The sequence below is a fragment of the Nonomuraea sp. NPDC004702 genome (genome assembly GCF_053601695.1).
The window spans coordinates 246,533-264,454 of sequence record NZ_JBSGCE010000002.1 but is presented as its reverse complement, the minus strand read 5'-3'; the positions used below and the strand labels follow the sequence as shown (position 1 = coordinate 264,454).

The following is a 17,922-nucleotide window of genomic DNA, read 5'->3' as shown; positions in this document are numbered from 1 at the left end:
CGCATACGGACACCCCACCCGCCCCGACGCCGTGGCGGGTCTTTGCCGTTTCCGCACATGCTGGACATACCGGCCAGTCGGTTTGGCGGGCTCACCTCTGGACACCTCTGGACCGGCGACCGGCGGCTGACTACATTGGACGTCATGTCCAATACACCGGACATCGAGCCGGTCAGGAGGTTCAGTGGCTGAGCCAGGAGTGGTGATCATCGGCACCGGCTTCGCCGGGATCGGCATGGCGATCAAGCTCAAGGAGGCCGGCTACCACGACTTCGTGATCCTGGAGAAGGCCGCCGACCTCGGTGGCACCTGGCGGGACAACACCTACCCCGGGTGCGCGTGCGACGTGCCGTCGCACATGTACTCCTACTCGTACGAGCTGAACCCCGGCTGGTCGCGGATGTTCGCCCCGCAGGCCGAGATCCAGGACTACATGCGCACGTGCGCGGACAAGTACGGAGTGACCCCCCACATCCGCTACAACAAGCACGTCACGTCCCTGGAGTACGACGACGACCACCGGACCTGGACGGTCACCACGGACGACGGCGCAACCATGCGGGCGAACGCGATCGTCTCCGGCATCGGCGCCCTCCATATCCCGAAATTTCCGGAAATTGCGGGGAGGGAATCCTTCGCCGGCCCTTCCTTCCACTCCGCCGAATGGGACCACTCGGTCGATCTGACCGGCAAGCGCGTCGCCGTCGTCGGCACCGGCGCGTCCGCCGTCCAGTTCGTCCCCCAGCTCGCCCCCCGGGTGCGCGAGCTGACCGTCTTCCAGCGCACGCCGCCGTGGATCCATCCCAAGCCCGACTTCGCCTTCTCCCCCGCCGCCCGGCGCGTCCTGGCCCTGCCCGGCATGGCGCGGGCCCTGCGCGGGGCCATCTACTGGGCGCTGGAGAGCCGGGCGCTCGGCTTCGCGGTGCACCCGCGCCTGATGAAGGCGCACGAGGCGCTGGCGCTCAAGCACCTGGCGGCGCAGGTGCCCGATCCCGGCCTGCGGCGCAGGCTGACGCCCGGCTACACGATCGGCTGCAAGCGCGTGCTCGTCTCCAGCGACTACTACCCGGCCCTGACCAGGCCGGACGTCACCCTGGTCACCGACGGCATCGCCGAGATCCGGCCGCGCTCGATCGTCACCACGACCGGCGCGGAGCACCCGGCCGACGTGATCGTCTACGGCACCGGCTTCAAGGTCGTGGAGGCCCTCCAGGACCAGCGCATCACCGGCCGGAACGGCCTGAAGATCCAGGACGCCTGGCAGCACGGCATCGAGACCTACCACGGCATCACGACCACCGGCTTCCCGAACCTGTTCTTCCTGCTCGGCCCGAACACCGGGCTCGGGCACAACTCGGTCGTCTTCATGATCGAGTCGCAGGTCCGCTACGTCATCGAGTGCCTGCGCCTGCTCTCCAGGACCCAGGCCAGGGCGCTGGACGTCAGGAAGGACGCCCAGGACGCCTTCAACCGCCGGCTGCACGCGCGCCTGGACCCGCTCGTGTGGAACGCGGGCGGCTGCCGCTCCTGGTATCTGGACGAGCACGGAGTGAACCGGACGATCTGGCCGGGCTTCACCTTCGAGTACTGGGCCCGTACGCGGAAGGTGCGGCCGGAGGCGTACGAGCTCATCTACTGAGGACGGCGAGTCACCTGCGGCCCAGCGCCTTGAGCTGGACGGGGGTGAGCGCGGAGACGTTCTGGTCCACCGGCGCGTCGGCGTACTGGTGGATGGTCCAGGTCTTCCAGTCGGCCGGGGCGGTCACCTGACCGGGGCCCTTGCCGTAGCGGGCCACCCACAGCGGATACTGCTGGAGGCCGTGGCCGTACTCGTCGGCGAAGTTCCAGCCGCTGTAGAACAGCGGCGTGACGCCGGTCCTGGCCTGGACGTGCGCCAGCCACTTCTTGGCCCAGGCGTTGACCTCGGTCACGGAGCGGCCGTCGGCGGTCTCCAGGTCGAGCGCGAGCAGGTCGCCCTTGGCGGCCGGCTGCCGGTCGACCACGGACAGGAAGTGGTCGGCCTCGGCGATCGGGTCGTTCGACGGGTGCCCGTAGTGGTAGGCGCCCCGCACCTTGCCCTTCGCGCCCAGGTCGGCCCAGTGGCGGGCGAAGGAGGCGTCCACGCGGGTGGCGCCCTCGGTGGCCTTGACGATGCCGAACGCGGCGCCGCTGGCGGCCCAGTCGTGGTCCGGCTGGTAGTGGGAGACGTCCTGGCCGTAGGTGAGGCCGTCGGCATGGGCGGGGGCGGACGTCAGGCCGAGGCCCGACACGGCGGCGGTGGCGGCCAGCAGGGCGCTCGCGTACAGCTTCTTGACGTTCGGCTTCACGGGGTTCCTCCTGAGGGCAGGCGGCAGCCGCCCACGGGTGTCTGTCGGATGCCGCGACGGCGGCTGATGAGCTGCGGCAGGCGGTTCCCGCCCGGCGGCATGGCGCGTCGCGATGCCCGTTACAACCCCGTGACCTGGGCAAACATTCCCTCATGCCGAGGTCAAGCCGGCGAGTGGCGGCGGCCCGCGAGCGGGCCGCCGCCGTGCGCGCTCAGCGCGGGTCGACGACCAGGGCGCTGCCGCCGCCCCGCCGTACGGGCTCGGCGACGGCCTGGACCAGGCCGTGGCCGCGCAGTTCCAGCGCCGTGGCCGCGCCGATCTCGGGGTTCAGCACGAAGCCGTGCCCCTTGGCCTCCAGCTCGGCCCGGTACTTGTCGAGGAACGCCTGCTCGGCCTGCGTCTGGGCGGTGTTGCGCTGCGTGGCCCGCGGCGCGGCGAGGGCGTCGGGCAGGCTCATGCCGAATTCGTACCGGTTGACCAGGATCTGCAGCACGGTGGTGATGATCGTCGAGCCGCCCGGCGAGCCCGCGGCCAGCACCGGCCTGCCGTGGTCGAACACCAGCGTGGGCGCCATCGACGAGCGCGGCCGCTTGCCGGGGCCGGGCAGGTTGGGATCGCCGGGGGCGGGACCGAAGGTGAAGTCGGTCAGCTCGTTGTTGAGCAGCACGCCGCGGCCCGGCACCACGATGCCGTTGCCGCCGGTCGACTCGATGGTGAGGTTGTAGGCGACCACGTTGCCCCAGCGGTCGGCGACGACCAGGTGCGTGGTCTCCGGCCCCTCGTCCGCGATCGGGGTCGCGGTGCCGGTCGGGGTGGCGCAGTCGCCGTACGTGCCGTCGGGGCTGCCGGGAGCGACCGGGCTGGTCAGGGCCCTGTCGCCGATCAGGCACGCGCGCTCCTTGGCGAACCCGTCGGACAGCAGCTCGCGCAGCGGCACGCCGGGGATGTCGCCGACGTAGGCGTTGCGGTCGGCGAAGGCCAGCCTGGACGCCTCCAGGTACTCGTGCAGGCCCACCTTGGGCAGGGCTTCGAGGATGTTGAGCGCCTCGCCGACGGTCGAGCCGCCCGAGGACGGCGGGGCCATGCCGTAGACGTCCATGCCGTTGTAGGAGATCTTGGTGGGCTCGCGCAGGAGGGCGCGATAGTCCCGCAGGTCCGACAGCTCCATCAGGCCGGGCCGGACATTGCGGGTGCTGCCGGGGGTGACCGGCGGCTTCTTCACGGTGGCGACGATCTCCGCGCCGAGCCGGCCGCCGTACAGCCAGCCGGGGCCGCGCCGGGCCAGTTCCCGGTACGTGTTCGCCAGCTCCGGGTTCTTGAACACCGAGCCGACCGGCGGCGGGGCGCCGTTCGGCAGGTAGAGCCGGGCCGTCGAGGCGATGTCCTTGAAGCGGCCGGCGTTCGCGGCGGTCTGGTCGTGGAACGTCTGGTCCACGACGAAGCCGCGGGAGGCCACCTCGATGGCGGGCTGGAGCGCCTGGCCGAGCGAGAGGGTGCCGAACCGGCGCAGGGCCAGGTCCCAGTGCGCCAGCGTGCCGGGCACGCCCGCCGACAGGCCGCTGGTGACGCCCTCGTCGAACGGGATGCCCTCGAAGCTGGTCGCGGTCATCGCGCGCGGGGCGGTCTCGCGGCCGTCGATGGTGACGACCTTGCGCTGCCTGGCGTCGTACAACACCATGAAGCCGCCGCCGGTCAGGCCGGCCGAGTACGGCTCGGTCACCCCGAGCACGGCTCCGGCGGCCACGGCCGCGTCGACGGCGTTGCCCCCGCGTCTCAGCACGGAGATCGCGGCCTTGCTGGCGTCGAGGTCGACGGTGGCGACGGCGCCTCCGTACCCCTCGGCGACCGGGGCCTTCTGCTGGGGGCCCGCGGACGCGGGCGCGGCGGGCAGGAGTGAGATGAGGACTGCTGCTGCGGAGAAGATCACACGGCGCATGGTGTCCACGATGACCCAGCTACGCCCGTCGTGGTAGGGCCCCCTCGGACAAGGGGATGATGTCGCGCGCGCCACCGGTGGCCTAGCGTGGAGGCGTGCGCTGGAAGTCCGGTTTCGACCCTTATCTCGCCCTCATCGTGGCGGTCGCCCAATTGGTGATCGCCCAAGGCGCGACGTGGGGACAGCGTCTCCTCAGGGAGCAACTCGACCCCTACGCGTACGCGTTGCTGCTGGTCGGGCCGCTGGCCATCCTCTTCCGCAGGCGGTTCCCCCTGCTGACGGTCGCCGTCGCGCTCGGCGCGATGGACCTGTTCCTCATCGGCGGCTACGCCTACGGCCCCGCCTTCCTCAGCCCCGGTGTCCTGCTGTTCCTCCTGGTCACAGGGGGCATACGGCTGATGGCCTGGACGATGGCGACCATGACGGTGACCTCGCTCCTCAGCTACGCCTGGTGGGTGGGCAACCGCGACCTGTTCCACAGCGTGTCGATCCTCGCGTTCATCCTGCTGTTCATGGTCGTGGCCGAGCTGGTCAGGATCGTCAGGGAACGCCGGGCCGAACGCGAGCGCGTCGCGGAGGAGGAGGCCAGGCGGCAGGCCAGCGAGGAGCGCCTGACCATGGCCCAGGAGCTGCACGACGTGCTCGCGCACAACATCTCGCTCATCCACGTGCAGGCCAGCACCGCGCTGCACCTCATCGACGCCAACCCCGAGCAGGCCCGCTCGGCCCTGGCCACGATCAAGACGGCGTCCAAGGAGGTGCTGGGCGAGATGCGCTCGGTGCTCAACGTGCTGCGCGACGGCGCCCCGCGCTCCCCGACGGCCGGGCTCGACCGGCTCGACGACCTCGTCCAGCGTTCGGGGATGGAGGTCTCGCTCCGGCGGGTGGGGTCGCGGCCGCTGCCGCCGCAGGTCGAGCGGGCCGCGTACCGGATCGTGCAGGAGTCGCTCACCAACGCCGCCCGCCACGCGCCCGGCTCGCGGGTGTCGGTGCGCCTGGAGTACGGCGCCGGGGAGCTGGTCATCGTGGTCGCCGACACGGGGGCGACCAAGCCCGCCGTGCTGTCGGAGGAAGGCAGCGGCAACGGCATCCCCGGCATGCGCGAGCGCGCCTCCGCACTGGGCGGCACGCTCGTCGCCGGCCCGTCGGGCGGCGGCTTCCAGGTCGAGGCCCGTCTGCCCCTACCCGAGGAGAACCCAACGTGATCAAGGTGTTGCTCGCCGACGACCAGGCGCTGGTCCGGGCGGGCTTCAAGGCCCTGCTGGACGCCCAGCCCGACATGACGGTGGTGGCCGAGGCGGCCGACGGCGCGGAGGCGGTGCGCCTGGCCGGCGAGCACGCCCCGGACGTCGTGCTGATGGACATCCGCATGCCCGGCACCGACGGCCTGACCGCCACCCGCCTGATGCCGCCCGGGCCGCACATCATCATCCTGACCACCTTCGAGCTGGACGAGTACGTCTTCGAGGCGCTGCGCGGCGGCGCGTCCGGCTTCCTGGTCAAGGACACCGAGCCGGCCGAGCTCATCCAGGCCGTGCGGGTGGTGGCGGCGGGCGAGGCGCTGCTGTCGCCGAGCGTGACCCGGCGGCTGATCGCCGAGTACGCCTCGCGCGCCAAGGAGCCGGTCGCCACCCAGGGCCTCGACCAGCTCACCGAACGCGAGCGCGAGGTGCTCTCCCTGGTCGGCACGGGCATGACCAACGACGAGATCGCCGCCAAGCTGTTCATGTCGCCGGCCACGGCCAAGACGCACGTCAGCCGGGCCATGATGAAGCTGCACGCCCGCGACCGCGCCCAGCTCGTGGTCATCGCCTACGAGTCGGGCCTGGTCAAGCCGGGCTGGCTCTGACGGCAGCCGGTCCTGGGCCGAACCACGCCCGCGCCGCCTCGGCCAGGCCGCCGGTCCCGGCCCAGGCCACGTACCCGTCGGGGCGGACGAGCAGCACGTCGGCGGGCGGCTCGGCGCACCGCGCCCGCACCACGTCGATCCAGCCGCCCTCGGGTAGCACCGGGGCCGGCCCGCCGCCAGGGTCGCCGGAAAGCGCCGGGGCCGGGTCGTCGCGGAGGTCGAGCAGCAGCGGGCGTCCGGCCCGCAGCAGCCCGGCGGTCCGCTGCTCCCCCGCCGCCGTGCTCAGCGGCAGGTCGGGGAGGAACCGGCCGGCGAGCGGATGCGGGTGCTCCAGCCCGGGCGCGGGCGGGTAGCGGGTGTCGGAGCCGTGCAGGAGCGCGGCGAGCCGGCGCAGCGGCTGCTCGTCGGCGAACAGCTCGGCGAGCAGCGCGCGCAGGGCGTCGCCGTCCTCGCCGGGGGCCCGTTCCAGCGCCGCCTGGGCGCGGGTCTGGGCCAGCGCCCGCGCGGCCACCGGACGGCGCTCCTCCTCGTAGGTGTCGAGCAGCCCGGCGGGCACCCGCCCGAGCAGCACGGCGGCCAGCTTCCAGGCCAGGTTGGCCGCCTCCGTCAGGCCAACGTTGAGCGCGGACCCGCCGGCCGGGAACAGGTGGGCGGCGTCCCCGGCCAGGAACACCCGCCCGGCCCGGTAACGCTCGGCGAGCCGGGCCTGGGCGACCGTGCCGGACAGCCAGATCGGCTCGCCCAGCGGCAGGTCCCGACCGATCACCCGGCGTACGGCCGCGCGGAAGTCGTCCTGGGTCACCGGGCCGCCGGGCAGCGTGCCGCGCTCGCGCACGCCCGCGATGAGCACGCCGGGCCGCAGCGAGGTGAGCAGCAGGCGGCCAGCCGGGGTGCGGTTCCAGCCGGGTTCCAGGCCCTCGACGCGCGGCGCCTGGAACGGGCCCTGCTCCTCGCAGGCGAAGTGGCCGAGCCGCAGCACCTCGTCGTCGGTGGTGCCCGGGAAGCCGATGCCCGCCAGGGCGCGGACGGTGCTGTGCCCGCCGTCGCAGCCGACCACGTACCGGGCGCGGGCCCGGCCGGTGGACAGGTCCAGCGTGACGCCCTCCTCGTCCTGGACCAGCCCGAGGACCTCGTGGCCGCGTCTGATCTCGGCCCCGAGCCGGACGGCCCGCTCGGTCAGCAGCCGTTCCAGCCGGGGCTGCTGGATCAGCAGCAGCCGCAGCGGCATGTCGTCGTGCCCGGCGAAGCGCAGCGGCACCTGCCCGAACGGGAACCCCGGGGCGGGGCCGGCGAAGCCGCTGCCCTCGGCGAGAAGGCCGAGCAGGCCGCGGTGGCCGAGCAGCTCCACGATCTGCCCGGCGAGCCCGTTGGCCTTGGGCAGCTCGCTCGGTTCCGGGCGTTTGTCCAGCACGATCGGGCGTAATCCGGCCAGCGCCAGCTCGCCCGCGAGCATGAGCCCGACCGGGCCCGCTCCCACGATCATCACGTCGTCCATGCCTGTCAGGCTAGATTGACACAATCCCGCCTGTCAATCTAGCCTGACACCGTGGACATGGAAGAGCTGTCTCAACGCATCAGGTCGAACGACCCCGCCCTCGGCCTGCGGGCAGTGGGCGCGCTGCACCGGCTGGCCGAGCAGGTCGAGGCGGCGTCGGTGGCGGCGGCCAGGGAGCAGGGCTGGACCTGGGAACAGATCGGCGACGCGCTCGGCATGTCGCGGCAGTCCGTGCACGCCAGATACGGAAAGTGAGGATCGCCATGTTCGGCAAGGAGAAGAGCCCCTTCGCGGCCGTCGTCAGCGCGGCGCTCGACGAGGCCAGGCAGCGCGGCGACCGGCGGCTCGGCACCGAGCACCTGCTGCTCGGCCTGCTGCACGATCCCGCCGCCGAGCCGGCGCGGGCGCTCGGCGTCGACCTGGCCGGGGCGCGCGCCGCGCTCGACGAGCTCGACCGCGAGGCGCTGCGCTCGATCGGCCTCGACCTCGGCCAGGCCCCGCGCGCGACGCCCCGCCGGCATCCGCCGGTCCCCGGCACCGCGCTCACGTCGAGCGCCCGCGCGGTGATCAACGCCGCCATCGGGGCCACCCGGCGGAAGACCAGGCCGCAGGCGCCCCGCCACCTCCTGCTCGCCCTCCTGGAGCGCGACCGCCACGACCCGGTGGCCCGGCTGATCGACCAGCTCGGGATCGACCGCGCGGCCGTCCGCGCCCGGGTCGCCTGATCGGCGACACGGGAGAAATCCGGTTGAAGCCGCGGCCGGGGCGCTGACATGGTCGAAGGATGCGGCGTACATACGATGACCTGGTCGAGGAGGCCGACACGGTGTCCGTGGCCGGCTGGGACTTCTCCTGGCTGGAGGGCCGGGCCACCGAGGAGCGGCCCTCATGGGGCTACTCCCGCCTGCTGGCCGGGCGGATGGCGGAGGCGCGGGCGGCGCTCGACGTCCAGACCGGCGGGGGCGAGATCCTGGCCGGGCTGCCCACACTGCCGAAGGTGACGGTGGCGACCGAGTCGTGGCCGCCCAACCTGGCGCTGGCCGCCGCCCGGCTGCGTCCGCGCGGCGCGTACGTGGTGGCCGACGACGACGAGCCGCGCCTGCCGTTCCGCGACGGCGTCTTCGACCTCGTGGTCAGCCGCCATCCGGTGGCGACCTGGTGGGCGGAGATCGCCCGGGTGCTGCGTCCCGGGGGCGCGTACTTCTCGCAGCAGGTAGGCCCGCGCAGCGTGTTCGAGCTGACCGAGTTCTTCATGGGCCCCCAGGACGGCTCGGCCCGCGACCCGCGCCAGGCCGTGGCGGAGGCGGAGGCGGCCGGGCTGGAGGTGGTCGACCTGCGGGCCGAGCGGCTGCGCATGGAGTTCCGCGACATCGGCGCGGTGATCTACTTCCTGCGCAAGGTGATCTGGATCGTGCCTGGCTTCTCGGTCGCCCGCTACGGCGACAGGCTGCGCGAGCTGCACGAGCTCATCGAGGCCGAGGGCCCGTTCGTCGCCCATTCGTCCAGGTTCCTCATCGAGGCCCGGCGGCCCTGAGCGCACCCGTCCTTCGGCCGATGAAACGCGCCGGCGCGCTACCGCCTCAGGCGTACGCCGGGCCCGCCTGAGCACTCCCCGGGGCGCAGCGGCGGCGGCTCCCGGGGGGCGATTCGCCGCGCCGCGCGAAGGCGGACCCTGGAGGCAGGACGAAGGAGGAAGTCATGCATCCGCATCTCTGGCCGGTCTTCCCGGTCTTCTGGGGCCTGTTCTGGGTCGCGCTCATCGCGCTCGCCGTCACCGCCCGCCGCAAGGGCTGGTGGGGGCGTCGACCGGCGGCCGTCCCCGACCGGCCCACCGCGTCGGCCGAGCAGATCCTGGCCGAACGGTACGCCCGCGGCGAGCTGGGCGACGACGAGTTCTTCGAGAAGATGTCCGTGCTCGAGGGCGCAACCACCTAAACATCACTAAGGGTACAAGAACTGTCACTGGCCGCATCCAGCCTGCCGCGTTACGTTTCCCCCGAAAGCATCGCGCGCGACCGGGGAGGGCTGAGCGTGGAGGCGGTCACCCTGTTCGCCGGGGGCGCGGCAGCCGGGCTGGTGGCGGGCACCGCCTCGTGCACGGCCGCCCAGGGCGGGCTGCTCGTGGGCCTGGTCGGCCACCGCCCCGGCCGCGACCCGGCGCTGGTGGCCTGGTTCCTGGCCGGCCGGCTGGCGGCGTACACGCTGGTGGGGGCGCTGCTCGGGCTGCTCGGCTCGGCGGTCGGCCTGCCGCCGCGGGCGCGGGCCGTGCTCCTGGTCGCGGCCGGCTGCGCCGTGATCGTGTTCGCGATCCGGCTCATGCGCGGCGGGCGGCACGCGTGCGCCGAGCCCGTCCGGCCGTTCGGGTACCAGGCGCCGCTGCTGGGGGCGGCCACCGTCCTGGTGCCCTGCGGGGTGACGATCGGCATGGAGATGCTCGCCGTCTCCAGCGGCTCGCCGCTGTCGGGCGCGGCGGCCATGGCGGGGTTCGTGGTCGGCACGGCGCCGGCGTTCGCGCTGCTCGGCTACGTGCTGCGGCGGATCTCCCGCACCCGGCTGGCCAGGTTCGCCGGGGTCGTCGCCGTCGCCGCCGGGCTCTGGACCGTCGTGGCCGGGCTCAACCTGGGCGGCTGGACGGGTGAGGCCGCACCGGCCGCCGCCGGGCCCGCCGCCCGGACCGTCACGGTCTACGCCACCCGCGAGGGCTACCGGCCCGCCGCCGTGTCCGTCCCGGCGAACGTACCGGTCGAGGTCATCTTCAAACTGGTCGATCAGGGCTGCACGGGCACCGTCACCATCGACGGGCGCGACGTGGCCCTGCCCGCCACCGTACGGCTGCCGCCCCACCGCCCCGGCTCGCTGCGTTACGTGTGCGGGATGGGGATGTATTCCGGGTTCATCAGGTTCTCCTAGGGCCGTTGTCGGCGATTACGGTTCGCGATCGTATGATCACGTGCCACTCTGTCGCCATGGCCTGGTGGCAGGGAGAGGTGGCGACGCCGGCCGTTCCGGCGCCACGGGTGGGTGACGAGCCGGAGTTGCTGGTGGCCGCGCAGCAGGGCGACGCCCAGGCGGCCCACCGGCTCGGCAAGCTCTACGCCCAGCGCGGCGACCGCGCGGCGGCCCGGCTCTGGTGGGAGCTGGCGGCCGCGGGCGGCAACGTCGACAGCGCGTACAACCTGGGCGTCTGGCACGAGAAGCACGGCAGCCTGGAGGAGGCGGTCATCTGGTACGAGACCGCCGCGGCCACCGGCGACGCGGAGGCCGCCGCCAACCTGGCCACGCTCCTGCTCGAACAGCGCGGCGACGCCGGCGCCGCGCGGGCCTGGTTCGAACGCTCGGCCCTGGCCGGGTCGCGCGCCGCGGCCCGCCGGCTGGCGCTGCTGTGCGAGGACACCGGCGAGACCGGCGTGGCCCGCGAGTGGCACCGCAGGGCGGCCGACGACGGCGACATGGCCTCGGCCCACGACCTCGGCTTCCTGGCCTACTCCGCCGGCGAGGACGAGGAGACCGTGCGCTGGTGGGAGTACGCCGCCAGGGGCGGCCACGCCGACTCCGCCCACTGCATGGGCCTCTACCTGCACGCCAGCCGCGACCCCGAGGGCGCCGAGGCCTACTACCGGCTGGCCGCCAAGAACGAGCACCCGGGCGCCGCCTCCCGGCTCGGCGCCATCGCCCTGTCCCGCGGCGACCTGCGTACGGCCCGCGCCTGGTACGAGCGGGCGGCCGCCGCCGGAAGGCTGGAGGACCAGCGCATGGCCGGGTTCGTCTGCGTGGAGCTCGGCGACACCCCGGCGGCCAGCCACTGGTTCGGCAGGGCGGCGGCGGGCGGCGACGCGGAGTCCGCCTTCAACTACGGCCTGCTGCTGATCGCCGAGTTCGGCGACCTGGCCGGCGGCCGCCACTGGTTCCGCCAGGCGGCGCGGGCGGGCCACCACGGCGCGGCGGTCGAGCTGGGCGGGCTGCTGACGGTCGCCGGCGAGCTGGGCGAGGCCGAGGAGTGGCTGGCCGACCCGCCACCGCAGACGTGGGCGCGCACCGCCGAGCCGGAGCTGGCCGCCCGCGCGGAGCTGGCGGCCGCGGCCACCGGCCGCAGGGGCGGCGTGCCGCTGTCGGTGCCCGACCTGACGGAGGTGCTGGGCACCTGGGACCTGGTGACCAGGCCGCTGCACGACCACTCCGACGTGATCGGCTGGCTGGTGGAGCGGAGCGGGGTGCACCGCAGCGCGGTCGAGCACCTGGCGTCGGTGCGCGGCACGCTGCTGCGCCCCGGCAGCGCGCCGTGGCCGGGCACGGGCGAGATCCAGCACGTCCTCGCCACCGCCCGTGACCTGCGGCGCCGCCTGGGAGTGCGTTAGGGGCGCGACCGCCGGCCGCGCCCCCGGAAGAGGGTCAGAGAACGTCGGCGACCGGCGTGTACGGCAGCCCCAGCGCCTGGGCGACCGGCTCGTTGGTGAGCAGGCCGTCATGGGTGTTCAGACCGCCCGCGAGGCCCTGGTCGGCCTTCAGCGCGTCGCGCCAGCCCAGGTTGGCCAGCTTGACCGCGTACGGGAGGGTCGCGTTGGTCAGGGCGTAGGTGGAGGTGTTGGCCACCGAGCCCGGCATGTTGGCCACGCAGTAGAAGATCGAGCCGTGCACCGTGTACGTCGGCTCGGCGTGCGTGGTCGGCCGCGAGTCCTCGAAGCAGCCGCCCTGGTCGATGGCGATGTCCACGAGCACCGAGCCCGGCTTCATCCGCGCGACCAGGTCGTTGGAGACCAGCGTCGGGGCCTTGGCGCCGGGGATCAGCACCGCGCCGATGACCAGGTCGGCCTGCAGGACCTCGCGCTCGATCGCGTACGAGGTGGACACGAGGGTCTTGAGCCGGCCCTGGTAGATGGCGTCGATCTGGCGGAGCCGGTCGATGTTGGTGTCGAGCACGGTCACGTCCGCGCCCATGCCGACGGCGATCTGCGCCGCGTTGAGGCCCGAGACGCCGCCGCCGATGACGACGACCTTGGCCGGGGCCACGCCGGGCACCCCGCCGGGCAGCACGCCCCGGCCGCCGTTGAAGCGCATGAGGTTGTAGGCGCCCACCTGCGGCGCGAGCCGGCCCGCGACCTCCGACATCGGGGCGAGCAGCGGCAGCGTGTGGCCCACCTGCACGGTCTCGTACGCGATGCCGGTCGTCCTGGCGGCGAGCAGGGCGTCGGTGCACGGGCGGGAGGCGGCCAGGTGCAGGTAGGTGAACAGGACCAGGCCCTCGCGCAGGCGGTGGTACTCCTCGGCGATGGGCTCCTTCACCTTCAGGACCATGTCCGCCCCGGCCCATACGGCGTCGGCGTTGTCGAGGATCTTCGCGCCCGCGGCGAGGTACTCCTCGTCGGTGATGTGTGAGCCGAGGCCGGCACCCCGCTGGACGGTGACGTCGTGGCCGTTCCGCACCAGCTCGTGAACACCGGCGGGGGTGACCGCCACACGGTATTCGTGGTTCTTGACCTCGGCAGGGACGCCGATCTTCATCGTAGGGATCCTTTCGGAGACCGGCACTTCGTCGTACCGGGTGGGGAGGGTGTTAGAGGCGCGCCCACGCTTCCGAGAGCACACCCCGCAGGATGGATCCGATCTCGTCGAACTCTCTCTGCCCCGCGATCAGCGGGGGCGCGAGCTGGATCACGGGGTCGCCGCGGTCGTCCGCCCGGCAGTAGAGTCCGGCGTCGAACAGCGCCTTGGACAGGAATCCGCGCAGCAACCGCTCGGACTCCTCGGCGTTGAACGTCTCCTTGGTGGCCTTGTCCTTGACCAGCTCGATGCCCCAGAAGTAGCCCGAGCCCCGCACGTCGCCGACGATCGGCAGGTCGCGCAGGTCGTCGAGGGTCGCCTGGAAGAGGGGCTCGTTCTTGGTGACGTGGCCGAGCAGGTCCTCGCGCTCGAAGATGTCGAGGTTGGCGAGGGCCACGGCGGCCGACACGGGGTGGCCGCCGAAGGTGTAGCCGTGGGCGAACATGTTGTCGCCCTGCTTGAACGGCTCGAACAGCCGCTCGTGCGCGATCATGGCGCCGATGGGCGAGTAGCCGCTGGTCATGCCCTTGGCGCAGGTGATGATGTCGGGCACGTAGTCGAACTTCTGGCCGCCGAACATGGTGCCGAGGCGGCCGAAGGCGCAGATGACCTCGTCGGAGACGAGCAGCACGTCGTACTCGTCGCAGATCTCGCGCAGGCGCTGGAAGTAGCCGGGGGGCGGCGGGAAGCAGCCGCCGGCGTTCTGGACGGGCTCGGCGAAGACGGCGGCCACCGTGTCGGGGCCCTCCATCTCGATGGCGCGGGCCACGCGGTCGGCCGCCCAGATGCCGTATTCCTCCGGCGACATGCCGGGGATGCCACTGATCTCGTCGGCGCGGTAGTAATTCGTGTTCGGGACGCGCACCGAGCCGGGCACGAGGGGCTCGAACATCTGCTTGAACGCCGGGATGCCGGTGATCGACAGGGCGCCCTGCGGGGTGCCGTGGTAGGCGATCTGGCGGCTGATGACCTTGTGCTTGAGCGGCTTGCCGACGAGCTTGTAGTACTGCTTGGCCAGCTTCCACGCGGTCTCGACGGCCTCGCCGCCGCCGGTGGTGAAGAAGACCCGGTTCAGCTCGCCCGGCGCCTGCTCGGCCAGGCGGGCGGCCAGCTCGGCCGCCTTGGGGTGCGAGTAGGACCACAAGGGGAAGAAGGCCAGCTCCTGGGCCTGCTTGGCGGCGGCCTCGGCCAGCTCGCCACGCCCGTGCCCGACCTGGACGACGAACAGCCCGGCCAGGCCGTCGAGGTAACGCTTGCCGTGGATGTCGTAGATATAGGACCCCTCACCGCGCACGATGGTCGGGATCTCGTTCTCCTGGTAGGCGCTGTGCCTCGTGAAGTGCAACCACAGGTTGTCCTGCGCGGCCTTCAGGACGTCGTTTTCCGGCTGCGTCATGGTTATCTTCCCTCGTGTCGAACTCCCCACAGTGTGCATCTTCACCTGCGGTTTGCCAAGCGAATCGGTCGCAGCACTATGCAAGAAAATCGAGATCCGCAGAACCGTTGTGTAACAGCAACGAAATCCGCAGGTAGATTAACGCGCGGGTCATGCCCGTTTCCATACTGTGGAACCTTCTGTGATCCAATGAGACCAAACTGCCGAGAACGACCCCCGGGGGACCGTCCCGTGACTCCTGACCAGATCGAGAGCGCCGTCGCCGCCGCGATGCCCCGAGCCATCGAGGAGCTCAAGCGGCTCGCCGCCATTCCCTCCGTGGCCTTCCCCGGGCACCCGGAGGAGCCGGTCTACGCCGCCGCGGCGGCGACGGAGGAGCTCGTGCGCTCGGCGGGCCTGCCGCACGTGCAGCAGGTCGCCGTCGAAGGCAGCTTCCCCGCGATCTACGGCGAGGCCCCGGCCCCTCCCGGCGCGCCCACCGTCCTGCTGTACGCGCACTACGACGTGCAGCCCGCCGGCGACCTGGCCGCCTGGCGCACGCCGCCGTTCGAGCCCACCCTGATCGACGGCAAGCTGTACGGCCGCGGCTGCGCCGACGACAAGTCGGGCATCATCTCCCACATCGCCGCGCTGCGCGCCTTCCAGGGCCGGTTCCCGGTGGGCATCAAGGTCATCATCGAGGGCCAGGAGGAGTACGCGGGCGAGCGCCTGGAGGCCTTCGTCGAGCGCAACCCCGAGCTGCTGCGGGCCGACGCCATCGTGGTCGCCGACACCGGCAACCCGCGCGTCGGCGACCCGGCGGTCACGACGTCGCTGCGCGGCATGGCGGCCTTCACCATCGAGGTGCGCACGCTGCGCGAGGCCGTGCACAGCGGCTCGTTCGGCGGCGCCGCCCCCGACGCGCTGGCCGCCCTGATGCGCATGCTGACCGCCCTGCACGACGAGAACGGCGACATCCGGGTGCCCGGCCTGCCGCGCGGCAGCTTCCTCGGCCAGGGGCCCTCGGAGGAGGAGTTCAGGAAGACGGCCGGCGTGGCGGACGGCGTCTCGCTGGTCGGCTCCGGCTCGCTGGCCGACCGGCTGTGGGCCTCGTACGCCATCACCGTCACGGGCCTCGACGTGCCGACCGTGTCGGGCGCCGTGAACGCGGTCCAGCCGGCGGCGCGGGCCCGGGTGACCGTCCGGGTGCCTCCGTCCGGCGACCCGAAGACCACGGTCAACGCCGTGGTGGAGTTCCTGCGCCAGGTGGCGCCGTGGGGCGTGCAGGTGTCGTTCGACGACTTCACCGTCGGGTCCGGCTTCCAGGCCGACTCCGGCGGCAAGGCGCGGGCGGCGCTCAACCGGGCGATGGAGCGCGCGTTCGGCCGCCCGCCGCGCGACGTGGGCGCGGGCGGGTCGATCCCGCTGGTGAACACGCTGCTCAAGCAGTACCCGGCGGCCGAGATCCTGCTGTTCGGCGCCGAGGACGAGGACGCCGCCATCCACGCCCCCAACGAGCGGGTCGACCTTGAGGAGCTGCGCCGGGTGGCCACCGCCGAGGCGCTGTTCCTGCAGGAGCTGAGCCTGCCGTCGGCGCTCGGCGTCTGAGCCGCGCCTCTCGCCCCCGGGCGGAAATTGCGTTGCCCTTCCTGGCCGCCGTTCGTCAGACTGCACGACGTTCCGCGGAAACCGCCGGGAAGGGCTGCGTATGTTGACCGACGAGCAGATCGAGTCGTTCGTCGAGGACGGGTTCGTCCGGCTTCCCGGCGCGGTTCCCCCGGAGACGGCCGAGCAGTGCCGGGCCGAGCTGTGGGCGGCCAGCGGTTGCGTCCCCGACGACCCGTCGAGCTGGACCCAGCCGGTCGTGCGGCTGGGCTGGATCGCGACCCCGCCGTTCCGCGCGGCGGCCAACACGCAGGCGCTGCACGAGGCCTACGACCAGCTCGTGGGCGCCGGGCGGTGGACCGCGCCCATGGGCCTCGGCACCTTCCCGCTGCGTTTCCCCAGCGACGAGGAGCCCGGCGACGACGGCTGGCACCTGGAGGCGAGCTTCGCCGGTGCCGCCGGCGAGTACCGGGTGAACCTGCGCTCGCGCGGCCGGGCCCTCCTCATGCTGTTCCTGTTCTCCGAGGTCGGCCCCGACGACGCCCCCACCCGGGTACGCGTCGGCTCACATCTGGACGTGCCCGCCCTGCTCGCCGATTCCGGGGACGAAGGGCGCGAATGGTTCCCGCTGTGCGGGGAGGCCGTGCCGCTCAGCGAGGGGCGCCGGGAGGCCACCGTCACCGGCTCCCCCGGCGACGTCTTCCTGTGCCACCCGTTCCTGATCCACTCGGCCCAGCCGCATCGCGGCAGCGTGCCGCGGTTCATGGCCCAGCCGCCGCTGATGCCGACCGGCCTGCTCGACCTCACCGGCACCGCGCCGACGCCGGTCGAACGCGCGGTCCTGAAGGGGTTGAACGGGACCGCTCCGGCTTAGAACGCCCGGCGGTTCGGCGGCGGGGGCTTGGCGGCTTGGGCCGGGCAGGTCAGGCGTGGTGGTCCGCCAGGCGTGGGGTCTGGTTGGTCGTGCCGCGGCTGACCAGGCGGAGGCCGGTTTCCACCAGGGCCCAGCCCAGCCGCCGTTCCCAGGCGCGGGCGACCGTGCCCGGGTGCGTCCGGGCTGTCCGACGGGGTGTCCGGGCGGCGGCGCGCAGTTCTTGCCCGCGCACTCGCTCGACAAGTAGGTATAAGTCGGGATTCATCCTGCTCTCTCCTCACGTCGTGAACGGGAACCCGTACAGGTGCACGGCCACGTTCTCGCGGCCCTCGGTGTCCCCCGCCTCGCCGGCCGCCCTGCCGCGGGCCGTCCACTTCACGACCACGTCGTCGATCTCCTGCCTGAGGGCGCGCAACTCCTCCGCGGTCAGCGACAGCAGGAACTCCGACCCGAAGGACGAGTCCTGCCAGGCCTCGCTCCAGGCCCACTGCGCGTCGAGGTAGCCGTCGTACATCTCGGCGAGCTGACGGGCGTGCAGGCGGGACAGGGTCTGGTGGACCACGACGCCCTCGGGGCTGTCGCGGAAGTCGGAGTTGCGGGTGGAGAAGCTCTCCGCCGACGTCCGCCACCAGCGCTCCCGGGCGTCGCCCCGGCCGCCCTGCGTCTCCTCGATGAGGCCGTGCGAGGCCAGCTTGCGCAGGTGGTAGCTGACCAGGGAGACCGCCTCGTCCACCTGCTCGGCGAGCTGCGAGGCGGTCGCGAGCTCGGCGACCTTGAGCGCGCGGTACAGCTTCATGCGCAGCGGGTGCGCCAGCGCCTTGAGCGTGCCGACGTCCTGGACGCGGGGCCGATCGGAGCCTGCCATGCCTTCACGCTAGATACGAAAGGAAAATTGCGCAATAAAAGTTGCGAGATATTTTCTG

The 17,922-nt window shown here is 72.7% G+C and carries 18 protein-coding genes; 11 read left to right on the top strand and 7 right to left on the bottom strand.

Annotation, left to right across the window (positions count from 1 at the left end):
* Nucleotides 1-184: 184 nt before the first annotated feature.
* On the top strand, nt 185-1,639 hold the full coding sequence (locus ACWEJ6_RS03775; RefSeq protein ID WP_452421009.1) for a flavin-containing monooxygenase: 1,455 nt from the start codon (nt 185-187) through the stop codon (nt 1,637-1,639).
* Between the two features lie 10 nt (nt 1,640-1,649).
* On the opposite strand, the gene ACWEJ6_RS03770 is transcribed toward ACWEJ6_RS03775, so the two are convergent.
* Together ACWEJ6_RS03770 and ACWEJ6_RS03765 are read right to left on the bottom strand one after the other, a co-directional pair.
* Nucleotides 1,650-2,327 carry a glycoside hydrolase family 25 protein gene (locus ACWEJ6_RS03770; protein WP_452421007.1) on the bottom strand — a complete coding sequence of 226 codons (678 nt, stop codon included), beginning with the start codon at nt 2,325-2,327 and terminating at the stop codon, nt 1,650-1,652.
* Between the two features lie 211 nt (nt 2,328-2,538).
* On the bottom strand, nt 2,539-4,263 hold the full coding sequence (locus tag ACWEJ6_RS03765; RefSeq protein WP_452421005.1) for a gamma-glutamyltransferase family protein: 1,725 nt from the start codon (nt 4,261-4,263) through the stop codon (nt 2,539-2,541).
* 95 nt (nt 4,264-4,358) lie between these two features.
* On the opposite strand from ACWEJ6_RS03765, the gene ACWEJ6_RS03760 reads away from it, so the two are divergent.
* Nucleotides 4,359-5,468 (top strand): sensor histidine kinase, encoded by a 1,110-nt coding sequence (locus ACWEJ6_RS03760; RefSeq protein WP_452421003.1) that lies wholly within the window; start codon nt 4,359-4,361, stop codon nt 5,466-5,468.
* On the top strand, nt 5,465-6,112 hold the full coding sequence (locus tag ACWEJ6_RS03755) for a response regulator transcription factor (protein WP_352349443.1): 648 nt from the start codon (nt 5,465-5,467) through the stop codon (nt 6,110-6,112). Before ACWEJ6_RS03760 ends, ACWEJ6_RS03755 begins: the two co-directional genes overlap by 4 nt.
* On the opposite strand, the gene ACWEJ6_RS03750 is transcribed toward ACWEJ6_RS03755, so the two are convergent.
* Nucleotides 6,093-7,607, bottom strand: a complete 1,515-nt coding sequence (locus tag ACWEJ6_RS03750) for an FAD-dependent monooxygenase (protein ID WP_452421001.1) — start codon at nt 7,605-7,607, stop codon at nt 6,093-6,095. The two genes, ACWEJ6_RS03755 and ACWEJ6_RS03750, sit on opposite strands and share 20 nt — an antisense overlap.
* 57 nt (nt 7,608-7,664) lie before the next feature.
* On the opposite strand from ACWEJ6_RS03750, the gene ACWEJ6_RS03745 reads away from it, so the two are divergent.
* The 6 genes from ACWEJ6_RS03745 (at nt 7,665) to ACWEJ6_RS03720 (ending at nt 11,962) form a co-directional block, all read left to right on the top strand.
* Nucleotides 7,665-7,862 carry a helix-turn-helix domain-containing protein gene (locus tag ACWEJ6_RS03745; protein ID WP_352326953.1) on the top strand — a complete coding sequence of 66 codons (198 nt, stop codon included), beginning with the start codon at nt 7,665-7,667 and terminating at the stop codon, nt 7,860-7,862.
* Nucleotides 7,859-8,332: a Clp protease N-terminal domain-containing protein gene (locus tag ACWEJ6_RS03740; RefSeq protein WP_352349439.1), complete on the top strand. Its 474-nt coding sequence runs from the start codon at nt 7,859-7,861 to the stop codon at nt 8,330-8,332. The genes ACWEJ6_RS03745 and ACWEJ6_RS03740 overlap by 4 nt, the downstream gene beginning before the upstream one ends.
* Before the next feature lie 59 nt (nt 8,333-8,391).
* Complete coding sequence (locus ACWEJ6_RS03735) at nt 8,392-9,141, top strand: class I SAM-dependent methyltransferase (protein WP_452420999.1); 750 nt, start codon at nt 8,392-8,394, stop codon at nt 9,139-9,141.
* 164 nt (nt 9,142-9,305) lie between these two features.
* Nucleotides 9,306-9,542 (top strand): SHOCT domain-containing protein, encoded by a 237-nt coding sequence (locus ACWEJ6_RS03730; protein ID WP_452420997.1) that lies wholly within the window; start codon nt 9,306-9,308, stop codon nt 9,540-9,542.
* Between the two features lie 96 nt (nt 9,543-9,638).
* Nucleotides 9,639-10,517 carry an urease accessory protein UreH domain-containing protein gene (locus ACWEJ6_RS03725; RefSeq protein ID WP_452420995.1) on the top strand — a complete coding sequence of 293 codons (879 nt, stop codon included), beginning with the start codon at nt 9,639-9,641 and terminating at the stop codon, nt 10,515-10,517.
* Between the two features lie 56 nt (nt 10,518-10,573).
* Nucleotides 10,574-11,962 carry a tetratricopeptide repeat protein gene (locus ACWEJ6_RS03720; RefSeq protein ID WP_387668619.1) on the top strand — a complete coding sequence of 463 codons (1,389 nt, stop codon included), beginning with the start codon at nt 10,574-10,576 and terminating at the stop codon, nt 11,960-11,962.
* 34 nt (nt 11,963-11,996) lie between these two features.
* On the opposite strand, the gene ald is transcribed toward ACWEJ6_RS03720, so the two are convergent.
* Nucleotides 11,997-13,106, bottom strand: a complete 1,110-nt coding sequence (gene ald, locus ACWEJ6_RS03715; protein ID WP_358282942.1) for an alanine dehydrogenase — start codon at nt 13,104-13,106, stop codon at nt 11,997-11,999.
* A gap of 52 nt (nt 13,107-13,158) precedes the next feature.
* Nucleotides 13,159-14,541 carry an aspartate aminotransferase family protein gene (locus tag ACWEJ6_RS03710; RefSeq protein WP_452420993.1) on the bottom strand — a complete coding sequence of 461 codons (1,383 nt, stop codon included), beginning with the start codon at nt 14,539-14,541 and terminating at the stop codon, nt 13,159-13,161.
* Nucleotides 14,542-14,772: 231 nt separating this feature from the next.
* Here ACWEJ6_RS03710 and ACWEJ6_RS03705 point away from each other — a divergent pair, with 231 nt between their 5' ends.
* Both ACWEJ6_RS03705 and ACWEJ6_RS03700 read left to right on the top strand, forming a co-directional pair.
* Nucleotides 14,773-16,128 (top strand): dipeptidase, encoded by a 1,356-nt coding sequence (locus ACWEJ6_RS03705; RefSeq protein ID WP_358282938.1) that lies wholly within the window; start codon nt 14,773-14,775, stop codon nt 16,126-16,128.
* A 100-nt stretch (nt 16,129-16,228) separates the two neighbouring features.
* Entirely contained in the window at nt 16,229-16,999 is a 771-nt protein-coding gene (locus ACWEJ6_RS03700; protein ID WP_452420991.1) for a phytanoyl-CoA dioxygenase family protein, read from the top strand.
* 49 nt (nt 17,000-17,048) lie between these two features.
* Here ACWEJ6_RS03700 and ACWEJ6_RS03695 read toward each other — a convergent pair whose 3' ends face one another.
* Nucleotides 17,049-17,264, bottom strand: coding sequence for a hypothetical protein (locus ACWEJ6_RS03695; protein ID WP_452420989.1), 216 nt, complete (start codon nt 17,262-17,264; stop codon nt 17,049-17,051).
* 12 nt (nt 17,265-17,276) lie between these two features.
* A complete protein-coding gene (locus ACWEJ6_RS03690) occupies nt 17,277-17,864 on the bottom strand; it encodes a helix-turn-helix domain-containing protein (protein ID WP_452420987.1) in 588 nt (195 codons plus the stop codon).
* Nucleotides 17,865-17,922: the final 58 nt, after the last annotated feature.

What these genes read in the sequence shown, in the direction of transcription:
- ACWEJ6_RS03765 (WP_452421005.1), bottom strand. Translation starts at nt 4,263, where the DNA reads ATGCGCCGTGTGATCTTCTCCGCAGCAGCAGTCCTCATCTCACTCCTG.
- ACWEJ6_RS03750 (WP_452421001.1), bottom strand. Translation starts at nt 7,607, where the DNA reads ATGGACGACGTGATGATCGTGGGAGCGGGCCCGGTCGGGCTCATGCTC.
- ACWEJ6_RS03745 (WP_352326953.1), top strand. Translation starts at nt 7,665, where the DNA reads ATGGAAGAGCTGTCTCAACGCATCAGGTCGAACGACCCCGCCCTCGGC.
- ACWEJ6_RS03735 (WP_452420999.1), top strand. Translation starts at nt 8,392, where the DNA reads ATGCGGCGTACATACGATGACCTGGTCGAGGAGGCCGACACGGTGTCC.
- ACWEJ6_RS03730 (WP_452420997.1), top strand. Translation starts at nt 9,306, where the DNA reads ATGCATCCGCATCTCTGGCCGGTCTTCCCGGTCTTCTGGGGCCTGTTC.
- ACWEJ6_RS03720 (WP_387668619.1), top strand. Translation starts at nt 10,574, where the DNA reads ATGGCCTGGTGGCAGGGAGAGGTGGCGACGCCGGCCGTTCCGGCGCCA.
- ald (WP_358282942.1), bottom strand. Translation starts at nt 13,106, where the DNA reads ATGAAGATCGGCGTCCCTGCCGAGGTCAAGAACCACGAATACCGTGTG.
- ACWEJ6_RS03710 (WP_452420993.1), bottom strand. Translation starts at nt 14,541, where the DNA reads ATGACGCAGCCGGAAAACGACGTCCTGAAGGCCGCGCAGGACAACCTG.
- ACWEJ6_RS03700 (WP_452420991.1), top strand. Translation starts at nt 16,229, where the DNA reads ATGTTGACCGACGAGCAGATCGAGTCGTTCGTCGAGGACGGGTTCGTC.
- ACWEJ6_RS03695 (WP_452420989.1), bottom strand. Translation starts at nt 17,264, where the DNA reads ATGAATCCCGACTTATACCTACTTGTCGAGCGAGTGCGCGGGCAAGAA.
- ACWEJ6_RS03690 (WP_452420987.1), bottom strand. Translation starts at nt 17,864, where the DNA reads ATGGCAGGCTCCGATCGGCCCCGCGTCCAGGACGTCGGCACGCTCAAG.